Annotated in this window: 20 protein-coding genes and 1 other RNA gene; 14 read left to right on the top strand and 7 right to left on the bottom strand. The window is 41.1% G+C overall.

Annotation, left to right across the window (positions count from 1 at the left end; all coding sequences use genetic code 11):
* Positions 1–131: 131 nt before the first annotated feature.
* The 3 genes from J3L18_RS10520 to J3L18_RS10530 form a co-directional block, all read right to left on the bottom strand.
* Positions 132–1,049, bottom strand: coding sequence for a helix-turn-helix domain-containing protein (locus tag J3L18_RS10520; protein WP_129571171.1), 918 nt, complete (start codon positions 1,047–1,049; stop codon positions 132–134).
* Positions 1,050–1,127: 78 nt separating this feature from the next.
* On the bottom strand, positions 1,128–1,889 hold the full coding sequence (locus J3L18_RS10525) for an SDR family NAD(P)-dependent oxidoreductase (protein ID WP_129571172.1): 762 nt from the start codon (positions 1,887–1,889) through the stop codon (positions 1,128–1,130).
* 314 nt (positions 1,890–2,203) lie between these two features.
* A complete protein-coding gene (locus J3L18_RS10530; RefSeq protein WP_090525968.1) occupies positions 2,204–2,644 on the bottom strand; it encodes an Hsp20/alpha crystallin family protein in 441 nt (146 codons plus the stop codon).
* Positions 2,645–2,780: 136 nt separating this feature from the next.
* Between J3L18_RS10530 and J3L18_RS10535 the strand changes: the two genes are divergently transcribed.
* Positions 2,781–3,227, top strand: coding sequence for an acyl-CoA thioesterase (locus tag J3L18_RS10535; RefSeq protein WP_090525969.1), 447 nt, complete (start codon positions 2,781–2,783; stop codon positions 3,225–3,227).
* Between the two features lie 146 nt (positions 3,228–3,373).
* On the opposite strand, the gene J3L18_RS10540 is transcribed toward J3L18_RS10535, so the two are convergent.
* Both J3L18_RS10540 and folB read right to left on the bottom strand, forming a co-directional pair.
* Positions 3,374–4,771: an FAD-binding oxidoreductase gene (locus J3L18_RS10540; protein ID WP_091163958.1), complete on the bottom strand. Its 1,398-nt coding sequence runs from the start codon at positions 4,769–4,771 to the stop codon at positions 3,374–3,376.
* A gap of 2 nt (positions 4,772–4,773) precedes the next feature.
* Positions 4,774–5,133, bottom strand: coding sequence for a dihydroneopterin aldolase (gene folB / locus J3L18_RS10545; protein WP_090526249.1), 360 nt, complete (start codon positions 5,131–5,133; stop codon positions 4,774–4,776).
* A gap of 237 nt (positions 5,134–5,370) precedes the next feature.
* Here folB and J3L18_RS10550 point away from each other — a divergent pair, with 237 nt between their 5' ends.
* From J3L18_RS10550 to J3L18_RS10560, 3 genes are all read left to right on the top strand, one after another.
* Positions 5,371–6,552, top strand: coding sequence for an acyl-CoA dehydrogenase family protein (locus J3L18_RS10550; RefSeq protein WP_090525972.1), 1,182 nt, complete (start codon positions 5,371–5,373; stop codon positions 6,550–6,552).
* Between the two features lie 104 nt (positions 6,553–6,656).
* Positions 6,657–8,753, top strand: coding sequence for an ATP-binding protein (locus J3L18_RS10555; protein WP_091163955.1), 2,097 nt, complete (start codon positions 6,657–6,659; stop codon positions 8,751–8,753).
* Positions 8,754–8,898: 145 nt separating this feature from the next.
* On the top strand, positions 8,899–10,980 hold the full coding sequence (locus J3L18_RS10560; protein ID WP_129571173.1) for a tetratricopeptide repeat-containing sensor histidine kinase: 2,082 nt from the start codon (positions 8,899–8,901) through the stop codon (positions 10,978–10,980).
* Positions 10,981–10,984: 4 nt separating this feature from the next.
* Here J3L18_RS10560 and J3L18_RS10565 read toward each other — a convergent pair whose 3' ends face one another.
* Positions 10,985–12,343: a GH1 family beta-glucosidase gene (locus tag J3L18_RS10565; protein WP_129571174.1), complete on the bottom strand. Its 1,359-nt coding sequence runs from the start codon at positions 12,341–12,343 to the stop codon at positions 10,985–10,987.
* A 294-nt stretch (positions 12,344–12,637) separates the two neighbouring features.
* On the opposite strand from J3L18_RS10565, the gene J3L18_RS10570 reads away from it, so the two are divergent.
* From J3L18_RS10570 to J3L18_RS10605, 8 genes are all read left to right on the top strand, one after another.
* Positions 12,638–13,105, top strand: a complete 468-nt coding sequence (locus tag J3L18_RS10570; protein ID WP_091163949.1) for a DinB family protein — start codon at positions 12,638–12,640, stop codon at positions 13,103–13,105.
* 42 nt (positions 13,106–13,147) lie between these two features.
* On the top strand, positions 13,148–13,561 hold the full coding sequence (locus J3L18_RS10575; RefSeq protein WP_091163947.1) for a hypothetical protein: 414 nt from the start codon (positions 13,148–13,150) through the stop codon (positions 13,559–13,561).
* Positions 13,558–14,205, top strand: coding sequence for an SCO family protein (locus tag J3L18_RS10580; RefSeq protein WP_129571175.1), 648 nt, complete (start codon positions 13,558–13,560; stop codon positions 14,203–14,205). Before J3L18_RS10575 ends, J3L18_RS10580 begins: the two co-directional genes overlap by 4 nt.
* A complete protein-coding gene (locus J3L18_RS10585) occupies positions 14,202–14,618 on the top strand; it encodes a c-type cytochrome (protein WP_129571176.1) in 417 nt (138 codons plus the stop codon). The genes J3L18_RS10580 and J3L18_RS10585 overlap by 4 nt, the downstream gene beginning before the upstream one ends.
* A gap of 101 nt (positions 14,619–14,719) precedes the next feature.
* Positions 14,720–15,107: RNase P RNA component class A (gene rnpB / locus J3L18_RS10590), an RNA gene on the top strand.
* A gap of 182 nt (positions 15,108–15,289) precedes the next feature.
* Complete coding sequence (locus J3L18_RS10595) at positions 15,290–16,675, top strand: sigma-54-dependent transcriptional regulator (RefSeq protein WP_129571177.1); 1,386 nt, start codon at positions 15,290–15,292, stop codon at positions 16,673–16,675.
* A gap of 97 nt (positions 16,676–16,772) precedes the next feature.
* Entirely contained in the window at positions 16,773–17,240 is a 468-nt protein-coding gene (locus J3L18_RS10600; RefSeq protein ID WP_129571178.1) for a DUF4488 domain-containing protein, read from the top strand.
* Positions 17,241–17,690: 450 nt separating this feature from the next.
* Positions 17,691–19,151: a hypothetical protein gene (locus J3L18_RS10605; protein WP_129571179.1), complete on the top strand. Its 1,461-nt coding sequence runs from the start codon at positions 17,691–17,693 to the stop codon at positions 19,149–19,151.
* On the opposite strand, the gene J3L18_RS10610 is transcribed toward J3L18_RS10605, so the two are convergent.
* On the bottom strand, positions 19,148–20,014 hold the full coding sequence (locus J3L18_RS10610) for a fructosamine kinase family protein (RefSeq protein WP_129571180.1): 867 nt from the start codon (positions 20,012–20,014) through the stop codon (positions 19,148–19,150). The genes J3L18_RS10605 and J3L18_RS10610 overlap by 4 nt on opposite strands.
* 93 nt (positions 20,015–20,107) lie before the next feature.
* On the opposite strand from J3L18_RS10610, the gene lepA reads away from it, so the two are divergent.
* Together lepA and J3L18_RS10620 are read left to right on the top strand one after the other, a co-directional pair.
* Positions 20,108–21,895 (top strand): translation elongation factor 4, encoded by a 1,788-nt coding sequence (gene lepA, locus J3L18_RS10615; protein ID WP_091163934.1) that lies wholly within the window; start codon positions 20,108–20,110, stop codon positions 21,893–21,895.
* A gap of 386 nt (positions 21,896–22,281) precedes the next feature.
* Entirely contained in the window at positions 22,282–23,163 is an 882-nt protein-coding gene (locus tag J3L18_RS10620) for a tetrahydrofolate dehydrogenase/cyclohydrolase catalytic domain-containing protein (RefSeq protein WP_129571181.1), read from the top strand.
* The last annotated feature ends 64 nt before the right edge of the window (positions 23,164–23,227 follow it).

Genomic DNA, 23,227 nt, shown 5'->3' on the forward strand with positions numbered 1-23,227 from the left:
AAACCGTTCATGTAATTTTCCTTAACCCGGATACACCGTGACCGTTCAAATTTGCACAGGCAAAAGTAAATTCCTGCCCGCGCTTATGTATGGAAATTTTCGGTGATTTAGCTAATAGATAGTAAGTTTAATCAATTCAATGAAGATTTGAATTGAGCAGGCGACAGCTGCGTTTTGGTCTTAAAAAGGCGGCTAAACGATTGCGGATGCTCGAATCCCAATCGATAGGCGACCTGGCTAATGCTCAATGTAGATGTTGCAAGTAATTCTTTAGATCTCTCGATCAGTTGCTCCTGGATGTGCTGTTGTGCGCTAAGCCCGGTAAGCGAGCGCAACATATCACTCAGGTAATTTGGTGTGTAGTTTAATCGATCCGCCATGTGCTGAACGGTAGGCAACCCTCTTTTTGTTGGCATTTCTTTTTGGAAATAACTGTTGAGTGCCGCTTCGAACCGCTGAAGCAGGTCGCTGGTGGCGGCCTGTCTCGTCAGGAACTGACGTTTGTAAAAGCGTTTGGCGTACGTCAAAAGCAATTCGATCTGCGCAATCACCACCTCCTGGCTGAAATCGTCGATGCGGCTGTTCAACTCTTCTTCAATGATCTTAAAAATGGATGAAACGGTCGTTCTTTCCTGTTCAGAAAGGTGAAGCGCTTCGTTTGATGAATATGAGAAAAAACCATACTGCCTGATCTTGGCAGCTAAGGGAAAACCTTGCAAAAAATCCTGATGAAAGATCAACGAATAACCTTCATTTCCTTTATATACGGCTGTGCTGCCAACCACCTGGTTAGGTGCGGTGAATACCATACTGCCTTCGTCAAAATCATAATAGCCCTGCCCGTATCTAAACTTGCCGCCCAGCTTTTCAATAAAGGATATCTTGTACAGAGAGGTCACGTAACTGACCGGTAAGCAGCTTAAATTGGTCCGTTCGTCGCGTGTATCAAACAAGGTGATCAACGGATGCTTAGGCCCTGGGAGATTCAGCATACGGTGAACCTCTTTAATCGATTCTACTTTAGCGATTTTAGGATTTTCTATTTTCATAGCTAAAATTACTTAATATGACCGGCAACAGCCTCAGCCGCCGGTCATTTAAGCGTCAGGTAATAGCGATTAATCGAATTACCAGGGCAGTTTTCCTTCCGGGCCGGTAAATCCGCCTGTCGGGCCATCTGTCTCGAGTGCGACGCGTACCGGCTCACGCGAACCTACTTCCAGACTATCTGTTCCCTGGAAATTATTGAGCGCAGTAGCTGTATAACCTGGGCTGGTCGCGTTTACCTTGATCCCCTCTTTCTCCAACTCTAAGGCAAAAGCCAGGGTTACCGCATTTAAAGCAGTCTTAGATGCAGCGTAGACGATGCCGAAATGTTCACGTGCCCAGCATTCCGGATCGGAGATCCAGGTAAGGGAGCCAAGGCCGCTGGATACGTTAACGATGCGTGCTGCTGCCGATTTTCGCAGTAAGGGCAACGCCTTCTGGGTTACAGCGATCACACCGAAAACGTTGGTTTCCCAAACAGCGCGTACCTCATCCAGCGATACGTTAACGGCACGGCCGGTGGCCATTAACTCTTCCGGTTTTTTGGGAGATGTTCCTGCGTGAGAGATACCTGCGTTATTCACCAGCAGGTCCAGGCGTCCATATTCACTGGTTATTTTAGCTATCGCCGCATTGATACTTTCCTGCTGTGTGACATCCAGTTGAACCGCTTTTGCATTATCGCCAATCTCGGTGGCTGCCTTTTCGCCGTTCTCCAGGCTACGGGAACCCAAATAAACAATATAGCCGTTAGCGGCAAGTGCTTTAGCAATTTCATTCCCTACACCCTGATTAGCGCCCGTTATCAGCGCGATCAGTTGATTATGATCTTGACTTTCCATTTGCTTAATTATATTAATAGAACAAAGGTCTGTATTACGATCTGCACCGTTTAAACCAAATCAAGGATATTCCTAACCAAATTATTCTTTTATTAAAAGGGCTACCTATCCTAAGACATTGCCCTGACGCCATTCCGATCAAACGGGAGATACAATCTACGGTCATCTCTTTGGATGGTCTTTATTTAATTTAACTACTAAGTCATTAGTTAAAATATCTTACAACTACAGCTCGGTTATTTTGCAAAAAAAAAACGCCCCATAACAGGGCGGCCTTCAAACCAAACTAACTACTTTATGAAAACAGTCTTTAATTATTTAACAGCTATTTCTCTTGTTTGAAATTTAGCTTCTTCTCTTTTTGCTACAGTAAGCTTCAGGATACCATCGGTATAATCGGCTTCAATTTTTGATTGATCGGCACTTTCAGGCAATGTGAATGACCTTACAAATGAATTGTAGCTATATTCACGTTTGCTGAATTTTTTACCTTCTTCAACATTTTCGGCTTTCTTTTCTGCAGCTACGCTTAATACATTTTTGTCAAGATTGATTTTAAAATCCTCTTTCTTTAAGCCAGGTACAGCCAGTTCAACATGAAACTCATTTTCGGTTTCTGCGATGTTAACTGCAGGCACACGGGCAATCAGTTTATCACTTAAAAATGAATCATTGATCAGTGAATCAAATACATCGCTAAAAAATGGGTTAGCTGAAGTGTTTTTAAGGCCGTTGTTAAATTTTACTAATGTCATTTTTATATCCTCCTAAAGTTTTGTTTTTTATTAACTTCGTAACCTATTGATCAACTGCTGTACCAACAGCAAAACCGCCTATATCAAACGACAAAAAGTCACTATTAAATATTTTAGGCAGACAAAATGACCGAAAATGGCTGAAAAACTTACAGATTATAAATATAAAACCCTTATCCCTATCCGCTTTTCGGATATCGATTCATTTGGACATGTAAACAACGCCGTTTATCTTACCTATTTTGAAATAGCCCGGATTGGTTATTGGAAGGAAATTATCAACTGGGACTGGAGCAATACCGGCATTATTCTGGGCCGGTCGGAAATCAACTACCTTAAGCCTATTACTGTTCAGGATAATATTGCCTGCTATGTACGTACCATTCGTATAGGCAACAGCAGTTTTGATATGATGCATGTATTGGTAAAAATAACCCCCAATGGCGAAGAAATTGTAACAACCGGCAAAACGGTTTGTATCAGCTACGATTACTCGGCCAATAAATCTGTTTCTATCCCATCTCCCGAAAGGCACAGGATGATCAATTATGACGAACCGAGGTTAATTCTGAATACGAATTAATGTATTGATGTGCAAATTTCAAATGTGCTGGTAAAGCTTGTATTGCGCAGATTTCAAATATGCAAATGGAGCTTACATATCTAATTCAAACATTTACGCACCTGAAATCTGCACATTTGCACATCCATAATCCGCACATTTGAAATCTAAAATATCTTCCCGGGGTTCAAAATTCCTTTAGGATCAAACACGTGCTTTATCCCTTTCCACAACGCAAAATGCATTTCCGAATATTTTATCGGCATAAACTCTTTTTGTACCAGGCCAATGCCGTGCTCACCAGACAAGGTGCCGCCAAGTGATACAGTTAATTCAAATATCTCCTGGATGCCGGATTTGAGCTTGTTATTCCAGTCGTCATCGCTCATGTTGGCTTTAATGATATTTACATGCAGGTTCCCATCGCCGGCATGGCCATAACAAACTGATTCGAAGCCATATTTAGCTCCGGTTTCTTTTATTCCCTTAATCAGCGGTGGCAGTGCGGCGCGGGGTACAACAGTATCTTCCTCTTTATAAACCGAGTTTGACTTTACCGATACCGCCATGGTACGCCTTAAACGCCAAAGCTCTTCCTTTTGAGCAGTCGAATCGGCAAACAACACATCGCGGCAGTCAAACTCTTCAAGCACTGCATTTATTTTTTCGCAATCGGTAAAAATCACGTCCTGGTTGGTACCATCTACTTCAATCAATAAGAACGCTTCAATACCATCCTGCAAATCAAAAGCAATATCATCATGCTCCTTAACCCACTCCACTCCTCTTCGCTCCATAAATTCCAGCGCCGACGGAATAATACCAGCTCTGAATATTGCTGAAACCGCCGCACAGGCAGCTTCATTGGTTGGGAATGAGGCCAGCATCAAAGCATCTAAAGTTGGAGCAGGAATAAGCTTCACCACAATTTTAGTGACAATGCCAAGAGTGCCCTCCGAACCAATCATCAATTGGGTTAAATTATAACCGGATGCATATTTAAGGGTATTTGCACCCGTCCATATGATCTCGCCCGATGTTAAAACCACCTGTAAGTTCAGCACATACTCCCTGATGGTTCCATATTTAACAACCCGTGGCCCGCCTGAACCATGCGATACGTTGCCTCCAATAAAGCAACTACCTTTACTGGCCGGATCAACGGGGTACAACAAGCCTCTTGCAGCCACCGCGTTCATGAACTCTTCAGTTATAACGCCGGGTTCAACGGTAGCTTGCAGGTTTTGTTCATCAATTTCAAGGATTTTATTAAAACGCTCCATGGCTATCAGCAAACCGCCATTAACCGGAAGGGCGCCACCGCTTAAGCCAGTACCCGCTCCGCGCGGCGTTACGGGGATCAGGTTTTCGTTACAGATTTTCAACAATGCAGCAACCTCTTCGGGTGTTTGCGGACGCGCTACAACTTCCGGATAATAAACAAGATCTTCGGTTTCGTCATGGCTGTACTTTTCGAGGCTTTCTTGGCCGGTTAAAACATTACCGGTGCCAACAATTGCGGTTATGGCCTCTAATATTTGAGCCGATATTTTATTGAATTCCATGATCAGGATTTCTTGTAATTTATAATAACAGCCGAATGCGCTACCTTACCGCTTAAGGGCGGAGTAAGTTTTTTAATGGTAACCTCAATACTTTCAACAAACGGGTATTTCTTTTTTATACGATCAATAATTGCCTGACCAACGGTTTCAATCAATTTACGTGGTTGTTTCATCTCTTCGCATGTTATAATATACACACGTTCATAATCAACAGTTTTACTTAGATTATCTTCCAGCAAATCGCCGGGAGGCACAAAACCAACATTCACATCAACTAAAAAACGGCAACCTATTTTTTGTTCTTCGGGATAAAATCCGTGGTACGCGAAAAACTCCGCGCCCTGTAAGGCTATATTGATCATGGCCAAAAATAAAAAAAAGCCCTCTCTAAATCTCACTCTCTATAGAAAGACTTTTAAAAATATTTTTATTTCGGCTGATTTCCAGCAGCTCAAAAAATATTTTACAATCAAAAACATGTTTTAAACCGTTTAAACCTGCTTTTTATCATAAAGTGGCTTCGCATATCAAAAAACAGCGTTTTTGGCTTGCTTTTACCGGCGATAAATGCTTTATATTTGCCCACCAACTATAATTTTATGGCCAAAACAGATCTGTACGAAGCCCCCGATTACTATTTATTAGATGAGTTACTAACCGATGAGCATAAGTTGATCCGCTCATCAGTTCGTGATTGGGTGAAGAAGGAATTGAGCCCCATTATTGAAGAGTACGCTCAAAAAGCTGAGTTCCCTTCGCAACTGTTAAAAGGCCTTGCCGAAATAGGTGCTTTTGGGCCTACTATACCAGTAGAATATGGCGGAGCGGGCTTAGATTATACTGCTTACGGCATCATCATGCAGGAATTAGAGCGCGGCGATTCTGGCATCCGTTCAACAGCATCTGTTCAGGGTTCGCTGGTGATGTATCCCATTTATGCCTACGGCAGTGAAGAACAGCGTAAAAAATATCTTCCTAAGCTGGCGAGTGGTGAATTAATGGGATGCTTTGGCCTTACCGAGCCCGATCATGGCTCAAACCCTGGTGGCATGACGACCAACATTAAAGATGCCGGCGACCATTATATACTTAATGGCGCTAAAATGTGGATCTCCAATTCGCCTTTTGCTGATATTGCCGTTGTTTGGGCTAAGGATGAAGCTGGTAAAATTCGCGGGCTGATAGTTGAGCGCGGCATGGAAGGTTTCACCACACCTACAACCCATAATAAATGGTCGTTAAGGGCATCGGCAACCGGTGAGCTTGTTTTTGATCATGTTAAAGTCCCAAAAGAGAATCTGCTACCTAACGTAGCAGGTATAAAAGGCCCGCTGGGTTGTTTAAACCAGGCCCGTTATGGTATTGCCTGGGGTGCATTAGGTGCTGCGATGGATTGTTACGACACAGCCCTCCGTTACACCAAAGAACGCGAGCAGTTTGGCCGGCCGATAGCTGGATTTCAGCTTCAGCAAAAAAAACTGGCCGAAATGATTACTGAAATCACCAAAGGGCAGCTGTTAGTTTGGCGTCTTGGAGTACTTAAAAATGAGAACAGAGCTACGCCTGCCCAAATATCAATGGCTAAGCGAAACAGCGTTGAAACGGCCATTACTATAGCCCGTGAAGCCCGGCAAATGCTCGGCGGTATGGGTATTACCGGCGAGTACCCTATTATGCGCCACATGATGAACCTTGAATCGGTAATAACTTATGAAGGGACACATGACATTCACCTGCTTATTACCGGGATGGATGTTACCGGACTCGACGCTTTTAAGTAATAGATAATCGATATACTTTAACTTTCAGCAGCGCCGGTGTTATTCATGCGCATAAATATTGTTCATTATAATTATGAGCGTTATATTTGTGGTGTAACCACTTAATGTTGTCAACCCCTGATAGCCCAGTTAGTTTAAACAAACTGCTGGTCAACCATTTAATTTGGCTGGCCCTGGCTTTTTTATTGATATTTAATTCCTGCGCAAACAGCGTTAATGATACAGGCGATTACTCCAGGCACTTTAAAACACTATTTGATACGGTAAACCTGTATAATGGGGAAAGATCCCAACCACAGAAGGGCATTCAATACCTTGACTCAGCCTACCGCACTATAAAACACCCGTTTGTAAGCGACAGGTTCCGTTTTTATGCCTTCCATTTTCTTTACAATTTAAAAGGGCTGCATGACCCTAAAAAAGCCATGCTTTATGCTGATACTATGCGAGCTGTGGCTACCGAAAGTGTTACCCCGGATCAGCATATTAAATTAGCTGCCGAAGCTGATTTCGCAACCGGGGATACCTATTCGGCCCTGGTAAGATACGATGAGGCTTACAGGTATTTTTACAAGGGCTACTCTATCGGCAAAAACGCCATTGACGATGCCATCCTGGCCGAATACACTTACCGAATGGGTATGATTATGTTTAAGCAGGGGCATTTTAGGGAAGCGGCCAATTATTTCAAGATCAGTCATAGGCAAAGCTATGCCTATGCTGATGATTTTCGTGCCTTTTATCAGCGGCAGGAGCTTTTGGATAATATTGGCGAGAGCTATAAAAACAGTGACGATATTGACAGCTCAAGCCTTTATTTAAATAAGGCGCTTGTTTATATCAATGAAAATAGTTCAAGGTTTGCCGAAAGGGCAAACCTGCTTGAAGTTGCAAGAGGCGTAGTATATGGCAACCAGGGAGATCTGGCTTTATTAACCCATAATTATAACCAGGCACACGAATTACTGAAAAAAAGTATCGCCATTAATTTAAAACAAGGTTATGATAACCGCGATGCCGAACTAACCGAAATAAAACTTGCCCGACTATATTTAATAACCAATAAACCAAACGACCTTTTTGAACTACTGAAAAGACTCCGCGCCCAGCTCGATACTATCAAAAATGATGACGCTGAAACCAACTGGAATGGTTTGATGAGTAATTATTATCTGCAAAAAAAAGATTACCAGAATAGCTTGTTGTATTTAAAAAACTATTCATCGTTAAAAGATTCGGCAACAAAAAGAACTTCATCATTAAAACGGACAGATATTAATCAGCAACAAGCCAATTTTGATAAAGAAAATCAGATAGAAGATCTTAAAAGTCATAATAAACTGCAGTTGATATACATCTATCTTGCTGTGCTTTTTTCAGTGATGGCAGTGATTATTATCTTCCTTGTTTTTCGTAACCTTAAAAGGTCAAAACGAGATATGGTAGCTATAAAAATGCTAAACGACCAAATTAAGTTGCAAAAAACCGAATTAGAAAACACACTTGAAGAAGTAAACCGGGGAAGCAGGGAAAAAGACCGAATTCTACGCGCTGTAGCACATGACCTCCGCAATCCGCTTGGAGGAATAGCATCGTTATCGGCCTCAATGGTTGATGATGCAACTGATGAAGAACAAACAGAGCTGATCAACCTCATAAAAGAAACTTCCTATAATTCCCTCGAACTCATCAATGAAATTTTAGAGGCGGCAAATACTGCCAACATGACTTTTAATAAAGAATGGGTTGAAATTAATAGCCTCATTAATAAAAGTGTTGATTTGTTGCGGTTTAAAGCAGCTGAAAAAGACCAGGATATCATGCTGAGCTTATTGGATGCTCCCACTGAAATACTAATAAACAGGGAAAAAATATGGCGGGTTATCAGCAACCTGGTTAGTAACGCCATAAAGTTTAGTCCCAAAGGTGCCGTTATTTATGTAATTGTAAACCAAAAACATCAAGGTGTTGAAATATGTGTTAAAGATTACGGTATAGGCATTCCTGATAAATTACAGCAACAAGTGTTTAATATGTTCACCGAAGCTAAACGGCCCGGCACCGACGGCGAAAAATCATTTGGCCTCGGGCTTTCCATCTGCCGTCAAATAGTTGAAAAACATAGTGGCAGAATTTGGCTAAAAAGCGAATCAAATAATGGTTCAAGTTTTTACGTCTATCTTCCGGCCCAGGCATCTTAACATATCGGTTATTCCAAACCAATTTATTTTGGACAGGTGATAGATAAATAAAAAAATATTGGTAAAACAACCCGGTCATTTTTATTTTTTTTATAGATTACCCTTGTTTTACAATCAACTCTAAACCTCGCATAATTTAATATTGATGTTTATATACAAAAGCTTCAGGCAAATATGGCTATCCGGTAATATACAGGGTTGTTTGCTTTTTGTTTACTTTTTGTTGATAACCACTTCATGCGGGCAACAGTCAAAGGGCTTTCTTTCGTCTTCAGCTTATAATAAGGCTGTTGACACTGCAACGATAATGTATGATAATGGGCATCACAAAGCAGCAGTAAATTATCTTGATTCGGCCTTCCGTCATTCAAGCAACCTTAGCTTCAAACAGGTTTATAATTACTATTATTTTATCTATAATTATGCTTCGCATATAAAGGCCGATCGAAAAATGGCTTTGCTTTACGCCGACAGTATGCTTAATATTTTCGATACGCCGGAGAAGAAGCTAAAATTTACCAGTGAATATGGCCAGGCTCATCTTGCCAAGGGAGATGTGTTATTTGACGAGCATCGTTACAACGAAGCTTACAGTTATTTTTACGAAGGAAAAGTAATTGCCAATAATAACCTTGACGATTGTACCATGGGAGATTACAGCTACCGGATGGGCATGATCTTGTATAAGCAGGAACATTACAGCCGGGCCGCCGTATATTTTAAAAAAAGCTTTGATGAAACCAGGTCATGCGAAGGAAACTTCAATTATTTTTATCGCAGGCAGGAACTATTGAATAATATAGGTTTAAGCTACAGTAAAATGTTGATGAATGATAGTGCTATGCATTTTTACAACAAAGCCCTCGATTACATTAATGATAACATTGCAAGGTTTAAAGACAGGCCCCAAATGGGGGAAGTATCCAAAGGGGTTGTATATGGCAATATGGCTGATATAAGTATCAGGGAAAAAGATTATAACAAGGCTAAAAGTCTTCTCAGAAAAAGTATAGCTATCAATCTGCGCAAAGGAAACGATAATAATGACGCTCAACACTCCGAATTAAAGCTTGCATCTATATATGATCAGCAAAACTTAAATGACTCTTTATTAAACCTCCTCAATATTATTAGCCTCCAGTTTGATAGTGTCCAAAGTCGGGAAACAAAACAAAAATGGCACTTATTGATGTCAAATTATTTCGAGAAGCAGAATGATCATCAGCAGGCTATGACGCACTATAAGCAATATGATGAACTTAAGGACATCATAGCAAATGAAAACAAAAAACTAAAAGAAGCCGACGTTGCAGAACAGGTTAAAAGCCTTGAAAAAGATAACGAGTTTAATAACCTTAAAAAAAACAATGAATTGCAGCATATTTATCTGAGGGTAACTGTTGTTTTTGCCCTGATGCTCATTATTATCATTTCCCTGGTATTTTTAAACTGGCAAAAATCAAAAAAGAACATTAAAACACTTGGAAGCCTTAACAGCCAGATAAACCATCAAAACCACCATCTTGAAAACGCCCTCCGTGATTTAAAACTCAATAACCAGGAAAAGGACCGGATTTTACGTACTGTTGCACATGATCTGCGCAACCCTATAGGCGGAATAGCTTCGCTTACCAGTGTAATGACTGAGGAAAATTATAGCGACGAACAAAAAGAGCTGTTAAATATTATTCGGGAGACTTCATTTAACTCCATTGAACTAATCAATGAAATTCTGGAAGCCACTGAATCTGCTTCGGCTATATTACATAAAGAAGCGGTTGAAGTTAATTCTTTATTGGGCAACAGTGTTGAGTTGATGCGTTTTAAGGCCGCTGAAAAACAGCAGATTATCAATACTTTCCTATTAAATTCACCACTCGAAATTTATATTAGCCGTGAAAAAATATGGCGGGTGATCAGCAATCTGATAAGTAATGCTATTAAATTCAGTCCGGAAGGATCGGCTATTTTAGTTATGGCTATTGATTTGGAAAACGAAATCCAGTTTTCTGTAAAAGATCGCGGTATAGGGATTCCCGAAAAGCTCAAAAACCAGGTATTTAACATGTTTACAGATGCTAAACGCCCCGGAACCGCTGGTGAAAAATCATTTGGCCTTGGTCTTTCCATCTGTAAGCAAATTATTGAAGATCATAACGGCCGAATCTGGTTTGAAAGTGATACCGAAAATGGCACGTCATTTAATTTCACGCTGCCAAAAAACTAACAGCTTATTTCAGAAATTCAGCGTACCATCTGCCGGATGTTTTAACCGTGCGCTGCTGGGTTGCATGATCAACATGAATCAGCCCAAAACGCGGATGATAACCTTCGGCCCATTCAAAATTGTCGGTGAGGGTCCACACAAAATAGCCATTAACTTTACAGCCTTCGTTTTTTGCCTTTAACACCTGTGCTATGTAATCCTTTAAGTATTTTAATCTTTTGGGGTCATTTACTTCACCATCAGTAACCTCATCGGGAAAAGCTGATCCGTTTTCCGTAACGATAATCTTTTTAACATTAGGATATGCATCATATTTTTTTATCATATGGTAAATAGAAGGCGGGTAAACCTCCCAGCGCATAGCTGTAAGGTCAACACCCCTCTTTTCGGCTTTGACCATACTTGCGTTGATATACGGCGTAAAAAACGAATATTTTACAATTTCGCGGGTGTAATTCTGTATGCCGATAAAATCAAAATCAAATCTCAGCTTATCCTCGTCGCCGGGATAAAAATACTTTTTCAGATCTTTAAGTGCAGGCAGGTCTTTTATTGGGTAACCCATGCCCAACAAAGGTTCAATATATAGACGATTGATCAGCGCGTCGGCACGGACTGCGGCAGCTATATCCCTTGGCTTATCTGTGTAAGGCTCTATTTGCGAACACGAAAATGTGGTACCTATTTGCGCCGTTGAAGGCAGCAATTTTCGCAGGATCCTGCCACCTTCAGCAATACTCATGGTAACGTGATGTATGGCGGGCACAAAGTTTTTCATACCACTGCGTCCCGGCGCATGGATGCCGAAAAAATAGCCGGCTCCCGTAAAAACTACAGGCTCGTTCATTACCATCCAATGTTTTACCCTATTGCCAAAGTTTTGAGCACAAATAGTGATAAACTCACTAAACCAGTTTATTGCTTCACGATTTGTCCAGCCGCCTTTAACTTCAAGCACATGCGGAAGGTCCCAGTGATAAACAGTTAACCAGGGTTCAACGCCTTGCTTAATACAGTAGTTGATTACCCGGTTATAATAATCAATGCCGGCCTGGTTAATTTTCCCGGTGCCTTCGGGCAAAATACGGGTCCAGGATATAGAAAAACGAAAATTGGGGATATTAAGTTCTTTTATGAGGTCGATATCACGCTCATACAAATTGTAAAAATCGCAAGCTGTTTGTGCATGGTCGCCATTCAGGATCTTTCCTTTTTTTGTGGTAAAAACATCCCACACAGATAGTCCTTTTCCATCGGCATCATGAGATCCTTCTACCTGAAAAGCAGCAGTTGAAACGCCCCATTCAAAGTCGGCACCAAAAAGATCTTTGCTTAAATGTATTTCCCGGTCAGTAAGTTCCATTAATTTGAGCTACAAGCCCAAAAGTGCAATTATATTTATAAATGAAGAATTATAAGTGATAACTTAATGTATGAACGACGAACGCATACTTTTAAGCATCATCCACTGACGGAAATTAATCAGCAGTTTAGAGATATTGATAATGAATTTCATAACCTTTGTGTTTTAGCTATAAAATAAAGGTAACAAGCAGATGTTTGCTGAATGTGACAACTATGTTATTTAATTGTTAACCAGCATTTTCATAAATATACAAAATTGCTTTAATACATTAGCCATTAATTTACAAACGCTATGAAAACACACTTTATAAAAATGTTTGGTTATAACCTGTTTGCCAATCAGCAGTTGATACAGACAATGGAAGCAAACGGTTCGCCGGAGGTAACGCTTAAACTGATGGGCCATCTGCTGGCCGCCGAACAGGTATGGCTCGAAAGATGCAAACTTATCCCTTCTTCTCTGCCTAACACATGGCCCGAAAATGTTACAATTGAGCAATGCAAAAAACAGGTACCGGAGCGTTATGAAGCATGGGTCACATTTTTAAACGAAATCGATGAGGAAGATCTGAATAGCATAATTCCGTATCATAGCTTTACCGGCGACTATTTTGAAAACCAACTTGGCGATATTATTACGCAGGTTCTTAACCATGGTACACATACCAGAGCCCAAATTGGGCAACAGCTAAAGTTTGCGGGTACAAAAACTTTACCTGTTACAGACTATAGTTATTATTTAAGGGTGTTAAACAGCTAAACATTTAGCATATTTGCCAAGTTTTATCACGCATCAAAAACCATGAAAAAACATCTATTCGCAGCTGCAGGCATTGCCTTGTTATTAGGTTGCACCGACACTAAAAAACAGGAAAAAGATCTTTTAAAACAGGTAATTGCCGTACATGATAAAGTAATGGCCAATGACGAGCAATTGATGAAAAATAAGATACTGCTGGATAGCCTGATAAAAAAGAACGCTCCCAATATCAATAAAGACAGCGCGCAGGTTTATTTAAAACTGGTTGATGATGCTGATAATGCGATGAGCGACTGGATGCATAAATTTGATGCGGAAAACAAAGGCAAATCCCATCAGGAAATTATGGACTATCTTGAAGCTCAAAAGAAGCTCATCAGCAAAATAGATACCCAAATAAATGTAGCTGTTACCGGCTCAACTAAATATATAACCCAAATACCGGCAAAAAAATGAGGAAATTGTGGATAGGCATTGTTATATTAATGCTTTTCAATGCCTGCAAATCAAATACTAAAACCGCCCTTCCAATATTGGGTTATAAAACTCCGGTAACTAAAACGGTTAATGGCAAAACAGTAACAGATACTGAGTACGCCACTATCCCACCCTTCAAGTTTGTAAACCAGTATGCTGATACTATAACTCAGAAAAACCTGGATGGAAAAATATATGTAGCCGACTTTTTTTTCACCACCTGCCCTTCTATTTGCCCGGTGATGCACCGAAATATGCTTAATGTATACAAGGAGTTTAAGGATGATGATAACTTCAGGATCATTTCGCATACCATCGATCCCAAATATGATACCGTTCCTGTATTAAAACGCTATGCGGATAAATTAGGGATTGAGGGCAATACCTGGTGGTTGCTGCATGGTGAAAAAGGCGATACTTATAAAATTGCCAAAAGCTACCTGCAAAGTGTATCCGAAAAAAATCCCAAAGGCGAATATATCCATGACGGCTTTTTTATTTTGATAGATAAACAAAAACGTATTCGCGGTACCTACGAAGGAACAGATCCGGCAGAAGTAACCAAACTGATTGCCGATATCAAAACCCTGAAAGCCGAACCCGACCAAATTGCTGCCAAATGAAGATAAAGGCAATAGGCGCTATAGCTATTTTGTTGATCATAATTGGTGCATCATGCCAAAGCGAGGATCAAATTGAGTTTAAACGCTATTACTCGGGCGGAAGCCTTGTTTACCAGCAGCATTGTCAAAATTGCCATGGCGATAAAGGACAAGGCTTGTCGGCACTTATTCCTCCATTAACAGATTCAACGTATCTAAAACAGAACAAAGCTGTACTTGCCTGTTTTATCAAAAACGGCCTTAAAGGAAAAATAACTGTAGCCGGCAGAACATTTGACGATGACATGCAGGCGGATGATATTGCGCCCTTAGAAATTGCTAAAGTGCTTACTTATGTCTCCAATTCCTTTGGTAATAAGATGGGGACAGTTACTTTGCAGCAGGTTCAGGATGATCTTAGAAACTGCAAATAGTTTTTAGTTCATGGTTCATAGCAAAGACTTATTGGTCGGCTCCATTTTACCATGATCCATGAACTATCAGCCATGAACCACAAAATTTCCCTATCTTTATCCCCGCAAAACGTTCTATCGCTGCCAGCTTGTTTGGCGGAGGAAAGTCCGGGCAACATAGAGCATCCTGCTTCCTAACGGGAAGGCGCCGGCAGCCGGCGACAGCAAAGTGCCACAGAGAAAATACCGCCCGCTTAGGTGGGTAAGGGTGAAAACGTGAGGTAAGAGCTCACGGCATAACCGGGCGACCGGCTATGACGGTAAACCTCAGGAGTTGAAAAACCAAATAGGTCCTGAAAGCGGAGTTGCTCGCTCCCGTATCTGCCGCAAGGTAGGTCGTTAGGATGGGTAGGTTGTTTAAACCTGTTAGTGATAACAGGGCCAGATAAATGATAGAAGTTGCCCTTTAAAAAGGCAAAACAGAACCCGGCTTATAGGTTTGCTGCTGTATAAACCCCTTGCTGTAAAGCGAGGGGTTTTTTTATTTGTATCCATTTATTTTTAATAAATTTTATAACCCTGCAAACATTTATCCGCCTTAAACCTTTATAGCACATTAAAAGTGTTTGTTTTTCTATACAAACCCATATATTAGCAAACAACAATTACATATCGGTACATAATTACAAAACATGGCTAAAATTTTAATAATTGATGATGAACGGTCTATTCGTAATACGCTTCGCGAGATTTTAGAGTATGAAGATTACGAGGTTGAAGATGTAGATAACGGGGTTGACGGCCTTCAGTTAATTGAAAAAAAAGACTATGACCTGGTACTGTGCGACATTAAGATGAACCGCATGGATGGTATGGAGGTGCTTACCGAAGGCCTCGCCATTAAACCCGATCTTCCTTTTATTATGATATCAGGCCACGGCACGGTTGAAACCGCTGTGGAAGCCAGCAAAAAAGGCGCATTTGACTTTATTTCAAAACCACCTGATCTGAATCGCCTGCTCATTACCGTTCGTAACGCGCTTGACAGGGGAAGTCTTGTTGTTGAGGCTAAGGTCCTTAAACGTAAAGCATCAAAGGTGCGCTCGATTTTAGGCGAATCGCAGGCTATCCTCAAAATAAAAGAAACTATTGACCGGGTGGCCCCCACCGATGCCCGCGTATTGGTTACGGGTGCCAATGGCAGTGGTAAAGAGCTGGTTGCGCGTTGGTTGCACGAAAAATCAAACCGCTCAAGTGCACCTATTATTGAGGTAAACTGTGCTGCCATTCCATCAGAGTTAATTGAAAGTGAACTATTCGGTCATGAAAAAGGTTCGTTTACATCAGCCATTAAACAACGCATCGGTAAATTTGAATCGGCAAATGGCGGCACTTTGTTTTTGGATGAGATAGGTGACATGAGCCAGTCGGCCCAGGCTAAGGTATTGCGTGCATTACAAGAAAATAAGATTACACGCGTAGGCGGCGAAAAGGAAATTGACGTTGATGTACGTGTAGTAGCGGCAACCAACAAGGACCTGCTGAAAGAAATTGAAGCCGGTAATTTCCGTATGGACTTGTACCACCGCCTAAGTGTAATATTGATCCACGTACCACCGCTTATTGAACGCAAAGACGATATCCCGTTGTTAACTCAAAGCTTTTTGGATGAGATCTGCAATGAATATGGCATGCCCGTTAAAAAAATCTCTGATGCTGCACTTGAGGCCCTTAAAGCCCTGCCATGGACCGGTAATATTCGTGAACTCCGCAACATGGTTGAGCGTTTGATCATCCTGAGTGATAAAGTTATTACAGATAACGATGTTAGAGCGTTTGCCAACCCATCTGCACCAACAGCAGTTGGCACTGGCAGCGCCGCCGCTCCTGCACCGCAAACGGATTTTGATCAATTCAATAACTTTCAGGAATATAAAGACTTTGCGGAGCGTGAATACATCAAATTCAAGCTGGAAAAAAATAATTGGAACGTTTCAAAAACTGCTGATGATATCGATATTCAACGCAGTCATCTTTACAGTAAAATTGAAAAATTTGGCCTTAAGCGCGGCGAATAACATAAACTTTTGAAATTATTTTAAAAAGCATCGGCAAATATGATAGCCGGTGCTTTTTTTATGTTATTATTGTATATCAATAACCTTTATTAACACCATGAAAACCTATTACATAGCGTCTTTTTTATTGCTCGCGTTATGCTCATGCAGTAACCCGCCAAAGGCAACTACAGAAACAACCGAACCTGCCGGTAAGCTTGACGGGACCTGGCATCTGATATCAAGCAAAAGCATTATGAAGGGCGATACTACGGTAACCACCCCTCCTAAAGACCAGGAAATGTTTAAAATGTTTAACGCCACTAACTTCGCCTTTTTCACGCATGACCTGGTACACGGCAAAACAGCCAAACCGGTTTATTCGTCGGGCGCGGGCACTTATACCCTATCCGGCGACGATTATACCGAGCACTTGGCTTATTGCGATGCCCGCGATTGGGAAAACAGGGATTTCAAATTTAAGCTCACAATGAAAAATGATACCCTAACTCAAAAAGGAATTGAGAAGATAGACAGCCTTAAAGTTGATCATGAGATCATTGAAACTTATGTAAGAGTGAAATAAACGTTAAAACTTATATTTTAAAGCCCGGCGTGTTCCGGGCTTTTTATTTGCACTGTCCCGTCCTAAACGAACCGAACAGCATTTCAACCTTTACAATAACAATAAATCGTAACCTGCGCGGTAACCTATTCGTTAAAACCTAAATTATCCATGCTTATAATAAGTGAAATTTTATTGAAAAGCCTTCACAAAAAATTAGCCGGTTGTTGTTTGTAAAACGATGAAATTCATTGAAGAAGTCTTGTTATCGGCCCGGATTTAATTGTAGTTTACCCGCTAAAAACCACTCAAAGGATGAAGCTGTTAATTAACCATAAGATACTGTTAATGGTATCGTTATTTACTTTTTCATTTAATCGCTGCCGGCCGCAAAAAAGCTCAGAAGCCATTACAACTATTAAATCTATTCACACAATTTCAGCTACGAGTTCAAATATTCCGCTTAAAAACATGTTTGGCATAAACGCGTATGAATGGAATTTTTTGCGGGATCCCGCCAATCCGGAGCAAAAAGGAGCCATTTACGAAACCAACATGAACCTTATCAAGTCATTCAGTGCGGTAAGGCATTATTTAGGCTGGGCCCGGATGGAAAGCACTAAAGGCAGCTATACCTTCAACCCCACTCATAAAGACAACTGGAACTATGATCTCATTTATAGCCGTTGCAAGCAGGAAGGTATATTGGTTTTAGCAGATATAAAAAATTGTCCGCCATGGTTGGTTAATACTTATCCTAACAATATGCGGGATCTTGAAAATGCGCCGCTTATTTATGGCTTAAGTAAGGCTGATCCGGCAAGCTATATTGACCAGGCGCACATGGCCTTTCAATTTGCCGCCAGGTATGGCTATAATACCAATATTAACAGAGCATTTATAAAAGTTGACACCAGCATACGATGGACAGATGACTCGCCTAACCAGGTAAAAGTGGGCATGGGCCTTATAACTTACGTAGAGTGTGATAATGAGCGCGATAAATGGTGGAAAGGATCGGCAACACAACAAACCGCTGAAGAATATGCAGCTAACATGTCGGCCTTTTATGATGGCAACAAGGGGAAGTTAGGAAAAAATGCCGGTGTAAAAAATGCTGATCCTAATATGAAAGTGGTAATGGGTGGATTAGCTACAGCCGACATAAATTTTGTAAAGAAAATGGTAGAGTGGTGCCGAATCAACCGTGGTTACAGAGCCAACGGCAGTATCAATCTGTGTTTTGATATTATTAACTACCACTATTACAACAATAACGGTAATATTTTAACACATCAGTCTAACACGTTTGGCCTGCCGCCGGAATTGTCGATGGCGGGGCAAATTGCTGATTCGTTTGTTCAGTATGCAAATTCTTTTGTTAAACCAATCCCTGTTTGGGTAACCGAGTCTGGCTACGATATAAACAAGGGAAGCTATCAGAGAGCTTTAGATGTAGGGCAAAAGACATCGAAAAACACCCAGGCAGATTGGATTTTAAGAACTTCGCTTCTTTACATCAGGCATGGTATACAACGTGTATTTTATTACCAGCTTTTTGACGATGCTCCTAATGCTGCTGGTCAATATGCTACATCTGGTTTAGCCGAAAATGGCAAACGCAGACCTGCCGCCGATTTTATATTGCAAACATCAAAATTAATGGGTAACTATACCTACTCAGCCACCATTAATACCGACCCGTTGGTTGATAAGTATTCATTAGGTTTACAAAGCATGTACGTATTAACCGTCCCTGATTATCAGGCACGTACAGGTACATATACACTTAACCTTGGTACAGCTAAAGCAAATGTTTATACACTAAAAACAGGTGCCGATAATGTTGTTAAAACAACCCTAAAAACAGTTAACGGGAAACTTATTATTAAAGTAACCGAAACACCAATCTTTGTACAGGGCACAAACTAAATAAATGCCGAAAGATTCTCCTTTGCCTGCCTGGTGTACATGCTGCCAAACAGGTTTACGTGAACCAGCAGCGGATAAAGGTTCCAAAGTTTAAGACGCTGTTGCCAGCCGGGCCGTAACGGAAATTCCTGGTTATAAGCCTCATAAAAAGCGCGGTCAAAACCACCGAAAAGCGTGGTCATCGCAATATCAAACTCACGATTGCCATAACTAACCGCCGGATCGATCAGGTAAGGTTTGCCACTGGTATCAATCAAGTAATTGCCTCCCCAAAAGTCTCCGTGCAGTAATGCGGGTGGTTCTTCCGTAAATAAACCTGGAAGCTTTTTATAGAGCTGATCAAACTGGTGAATATCGGTTTGGGTAAGCTCTCTTTTATCTACAGCCATTTTAACCATCGGTTGCAATCTTTCTTCAATAAAAAACCGGGCCCAGCTATTGTGTCGATTGTTGCTTTGATGGAGCGAACCCATATAATTATCTGCCTCAAACCCAAATTGTGCAGCTGTGTCACGATGCATGAGAGCAAGTTGCCTGCCCAATTTTTGCGATGATATCGCATCGCCGTATCCTGCTTCAATCCATTGCAGCATAAGATAACTTTCGTCACCGGTATCGCCCTGTAAAACAACCTCAGGTACAGCTATTGTATTTGTTTTGTGGATAGCAGCTAAACCACTCTCCTCGCTTTTAAACATGCCCGGAAATTTATGGAGGCTATTTATCTTAATAAAAAAATCACCTAACGTGGTTTGCAAACAGTAAGCTTGATTAATATCGCCTCCACTTATCGGGCTTACATTCTTAATCTGAGCGTTTAGCTTACGTTCGATATCACTTATTATGCTTGCCGAGACAGCCATTTTGTTCTGATATTATTTAAATTAAACATTTCAAAATAGTTAATTTATTAGCCGATACAAATTATCGGTTTAAAAAGTTATTTTTGCGGTTCAATGGAGCACATTCGTAATTTTTGTATCATAGCACACATCGACCACGGCAAAAGCACACTTGCTGATAGGTTATTAGAGTATACTAACACCATAACGCAGCGCGAATCCCAGGCACAATTGCTTGACGATATGGATCTGGAACGCGAGCGCGGCATCACCATAAAAAGCCATGCCATACAAATGGATTATGTGCTTGACGGGCAAAAATACGTGCTCAACCTGATCGATACCCCCGGTCACGTGGATTTTTCATATGAAGTATCACGTTCAATAGCAGCGTGTGAAGGCGCTTTACTGATAGTGGACGCTGCACAGGGTATCCAGGCACAAACCATTTCAAACCTCTATCTGGCTTTAGAGAACGACCTGGAAATTATCCCGATCCTGAATAAAATGGACCTTCCCGGCGCTATGCCCGAGGAAGTTAAGGATCAAATAGTCGATCTTATAGGCTGCAAACGTGAGGAGATCCTTGCCGCATCGGGCAAAACCGGCATGGGTGTTCATGATATTTTACGCGCCATTGTTGAGCGTGTGCCCGCTCCGGTAGGTGATCCTAAAGCTCCGCTGCAGGCACTGATCTTTGATTCGGTTTTCAACTCGTTCCGTGGTATTATAGCTTATTTTAAAGTTGTAAACGGCGAGATCCGAAAAGGCGATAAAGTAAAATTCGTCGCTACCGAAAAGCAATACCTTGCTGATGAAGTTGGCACGCTTAAATTGCGCCCGTTAGCTAAAGACGTAATCAAAACCGGCGACGTAGGTTATATCATATCAGGCATAAAAGAAGCAAAAGAGGTTAAAGTTGGTGACACCATTACCCACGTTGACCGTCCCTGCGAAGTAGGGATTCAGGGCTTTGAAGAAGTAAAGCCAATGGTATTTGCCGGTATTTACCCGGTTGATACCGAAGATTATGAAGAACTTCGTGAGTCAATGGCTAAATTACAGCTCAATGATGCATCGTTGGTTTTTGAACCGGAATCATCAGCGGCTTTAGGCTTTGGTTTCCGTTGCGGTTTCCTGGGCATGCTGCATATGGAGATCATCCAGGAGCGTTTGGAGCGCGAATTTAACATGACGGTGATCACTACCGTTCCCAACGTATCATATCTGGCTCACACCACCAAGGGCGATTCGTTTACGGTAAATAACCCGTCCGATCTACCTGATCCAAGTAAAATTGACTTTGTAGAAGAGCCTTATATTAAAGCTACTATCATCACCAAATCTGAATTTGTTGGCCCGGTAATGTCGCTTTGTATTCAAAAACGCGGTACCATCGTAAATCAGTCATATCTCACATCGGAGCGTGTTGAGCTGATCTTCGAGATGCCAATGGGCGAGATCGTATTTGATTTTTACGACAAGCTGAAAACCATTTCAAAAGGATATGCTTCGTTTGATTATCACCAGATAGGTTATCGCCAGTCAGATTTGGTTAAACTTGATATCCGCTTAAACAGCGAACCTGTTGACGCACTTTCATCCCTGATCTTCCGCGGTAATTCATATGATTTTGGTAAAAAGATCTGCGAAAAATTAAAGGAACTTTTACCCCGCCAGCAGTTTGAGATTATTATCCAGGCTTCGATCGGCGCCAAGATCATAGCCCGCGAAACAGTAAAAGCTTTACGTAAAGACGTAACCGCCAAATGTTACGGTGGTGATATTTCCCGTAAGCGTAAACTGTTGGAAAAACAGAAACAAGGTAAAAAACGCATGCGTCAGGTAGGTAACGTAGAGATACCGCAGTCGGCATTTATGGCAGTTTTAAAGTTGGATTAATCTCTTAATTCCTTTGAAGGGGAGCGAGAGTGAATAAATTAATATATTCTGTACAGGTTAGTTACATATCTTACAGCAACCGGATTTGTTAAACATATTCATTTAGGAGACTTTGTTTATGGCAAATGGATTGTGTACGATTCCAACGAACCGAAATATTATATTGATGCCTTCAATAAAGACGCAGAATCAAATAAAATTATATTTGAAATGCTCCTGAACAACAAAACAGAAACTATTGAAAGTATCATTAGCAAGATCAATCAAAATCACGGATTAAAACTATCCCTGGATAACAGGCCTTTTATAAGAATACGAGTAAAATCAGAGCCGGCAAATTTAAGTTTGCCTCCGTTGCCTGATCACTTGGTTAAACACATTTAATAATGCAGCTTTTAGACGGAAAATACGTTTCAGAAAAACTTAAGGTTGAAATAGCTGAAGAAGCAGCTAAAATATTAGAAAAAACCGGCAGGAAGCCTCACCTGGTGGCAGTATTGGTTGGTCACGATGGTGGCAGTGAAACTTATGTAGCCAGCAAAATGAAGAACTGCGAAAAAGTTGGCTTCAAATCATCGCTGGTGCGTTATGAAGACGATGTTACTGAAGAAGAGTTGCTGAAAAAAGTTGAAGAGCTCAATGCTGATTCTGATATCGACGGCATTATCGTACAACTTCCGCTACCAAAACATATCGATCCTGAAAAGGTAACCGAGCGTATCGACCATCGCAAAGATGTTGATGGTTTTCACCCGGTTAATCTGGGCCGGATGCAGCGCAATTTGCCGTCGTTTATTCCGGCAACTCCTTACGGCATTACTTTAATGCTTAAAGAATATGGCATTGAAACAGCAGGTAAACATTGCGTGGTTGTTGGTCGCAGTAATATCGTGGGTTCGCCAATGAGCATCCTGATGGCACGTAACACCGCTCCGGGTAACTGCACAGTTACTATTTGCCACAGTCGCACACCCGATATCAAAAAATTCACCCTTGATGCAGATATCCTGATCGTAGCTATCGGTAAAAAGAATTTCATTACGGCCGATATGGTTAAAGATGGTGTAGTAGTTGTTGATGTGGGTATGAACCGCGAAACCTCAACTACAACAAAATCGGGCTTTAAACTTTACGGCGATGTTGATTTTGAAAACGTAGCACCAAAATCATCATGGATTACCCCTGTACCGGGCGGCGTAGGCTTGATGACCATTGTCGGTTTGCTTAAAAACACATTGGCTTCGGCTAATAAAGAGGTTTATAAATAATAAGTAGTTTATTGGGTTGATTAGGTGAATAGTTTTAGTTTATAGAATTAATTATTCACTTAAT

It is taken from the genome of Mucilaginibacter gossypii, from assembly GCF_017569325.2.
Classification (GTDB): domain Bacteria; phylum Bacteroidota; class Bacteroidia; order Sphingobacteriales; family Sphingobacteriaceae; genus Mucilaginibacter; species Mucilaginibacter gossypii.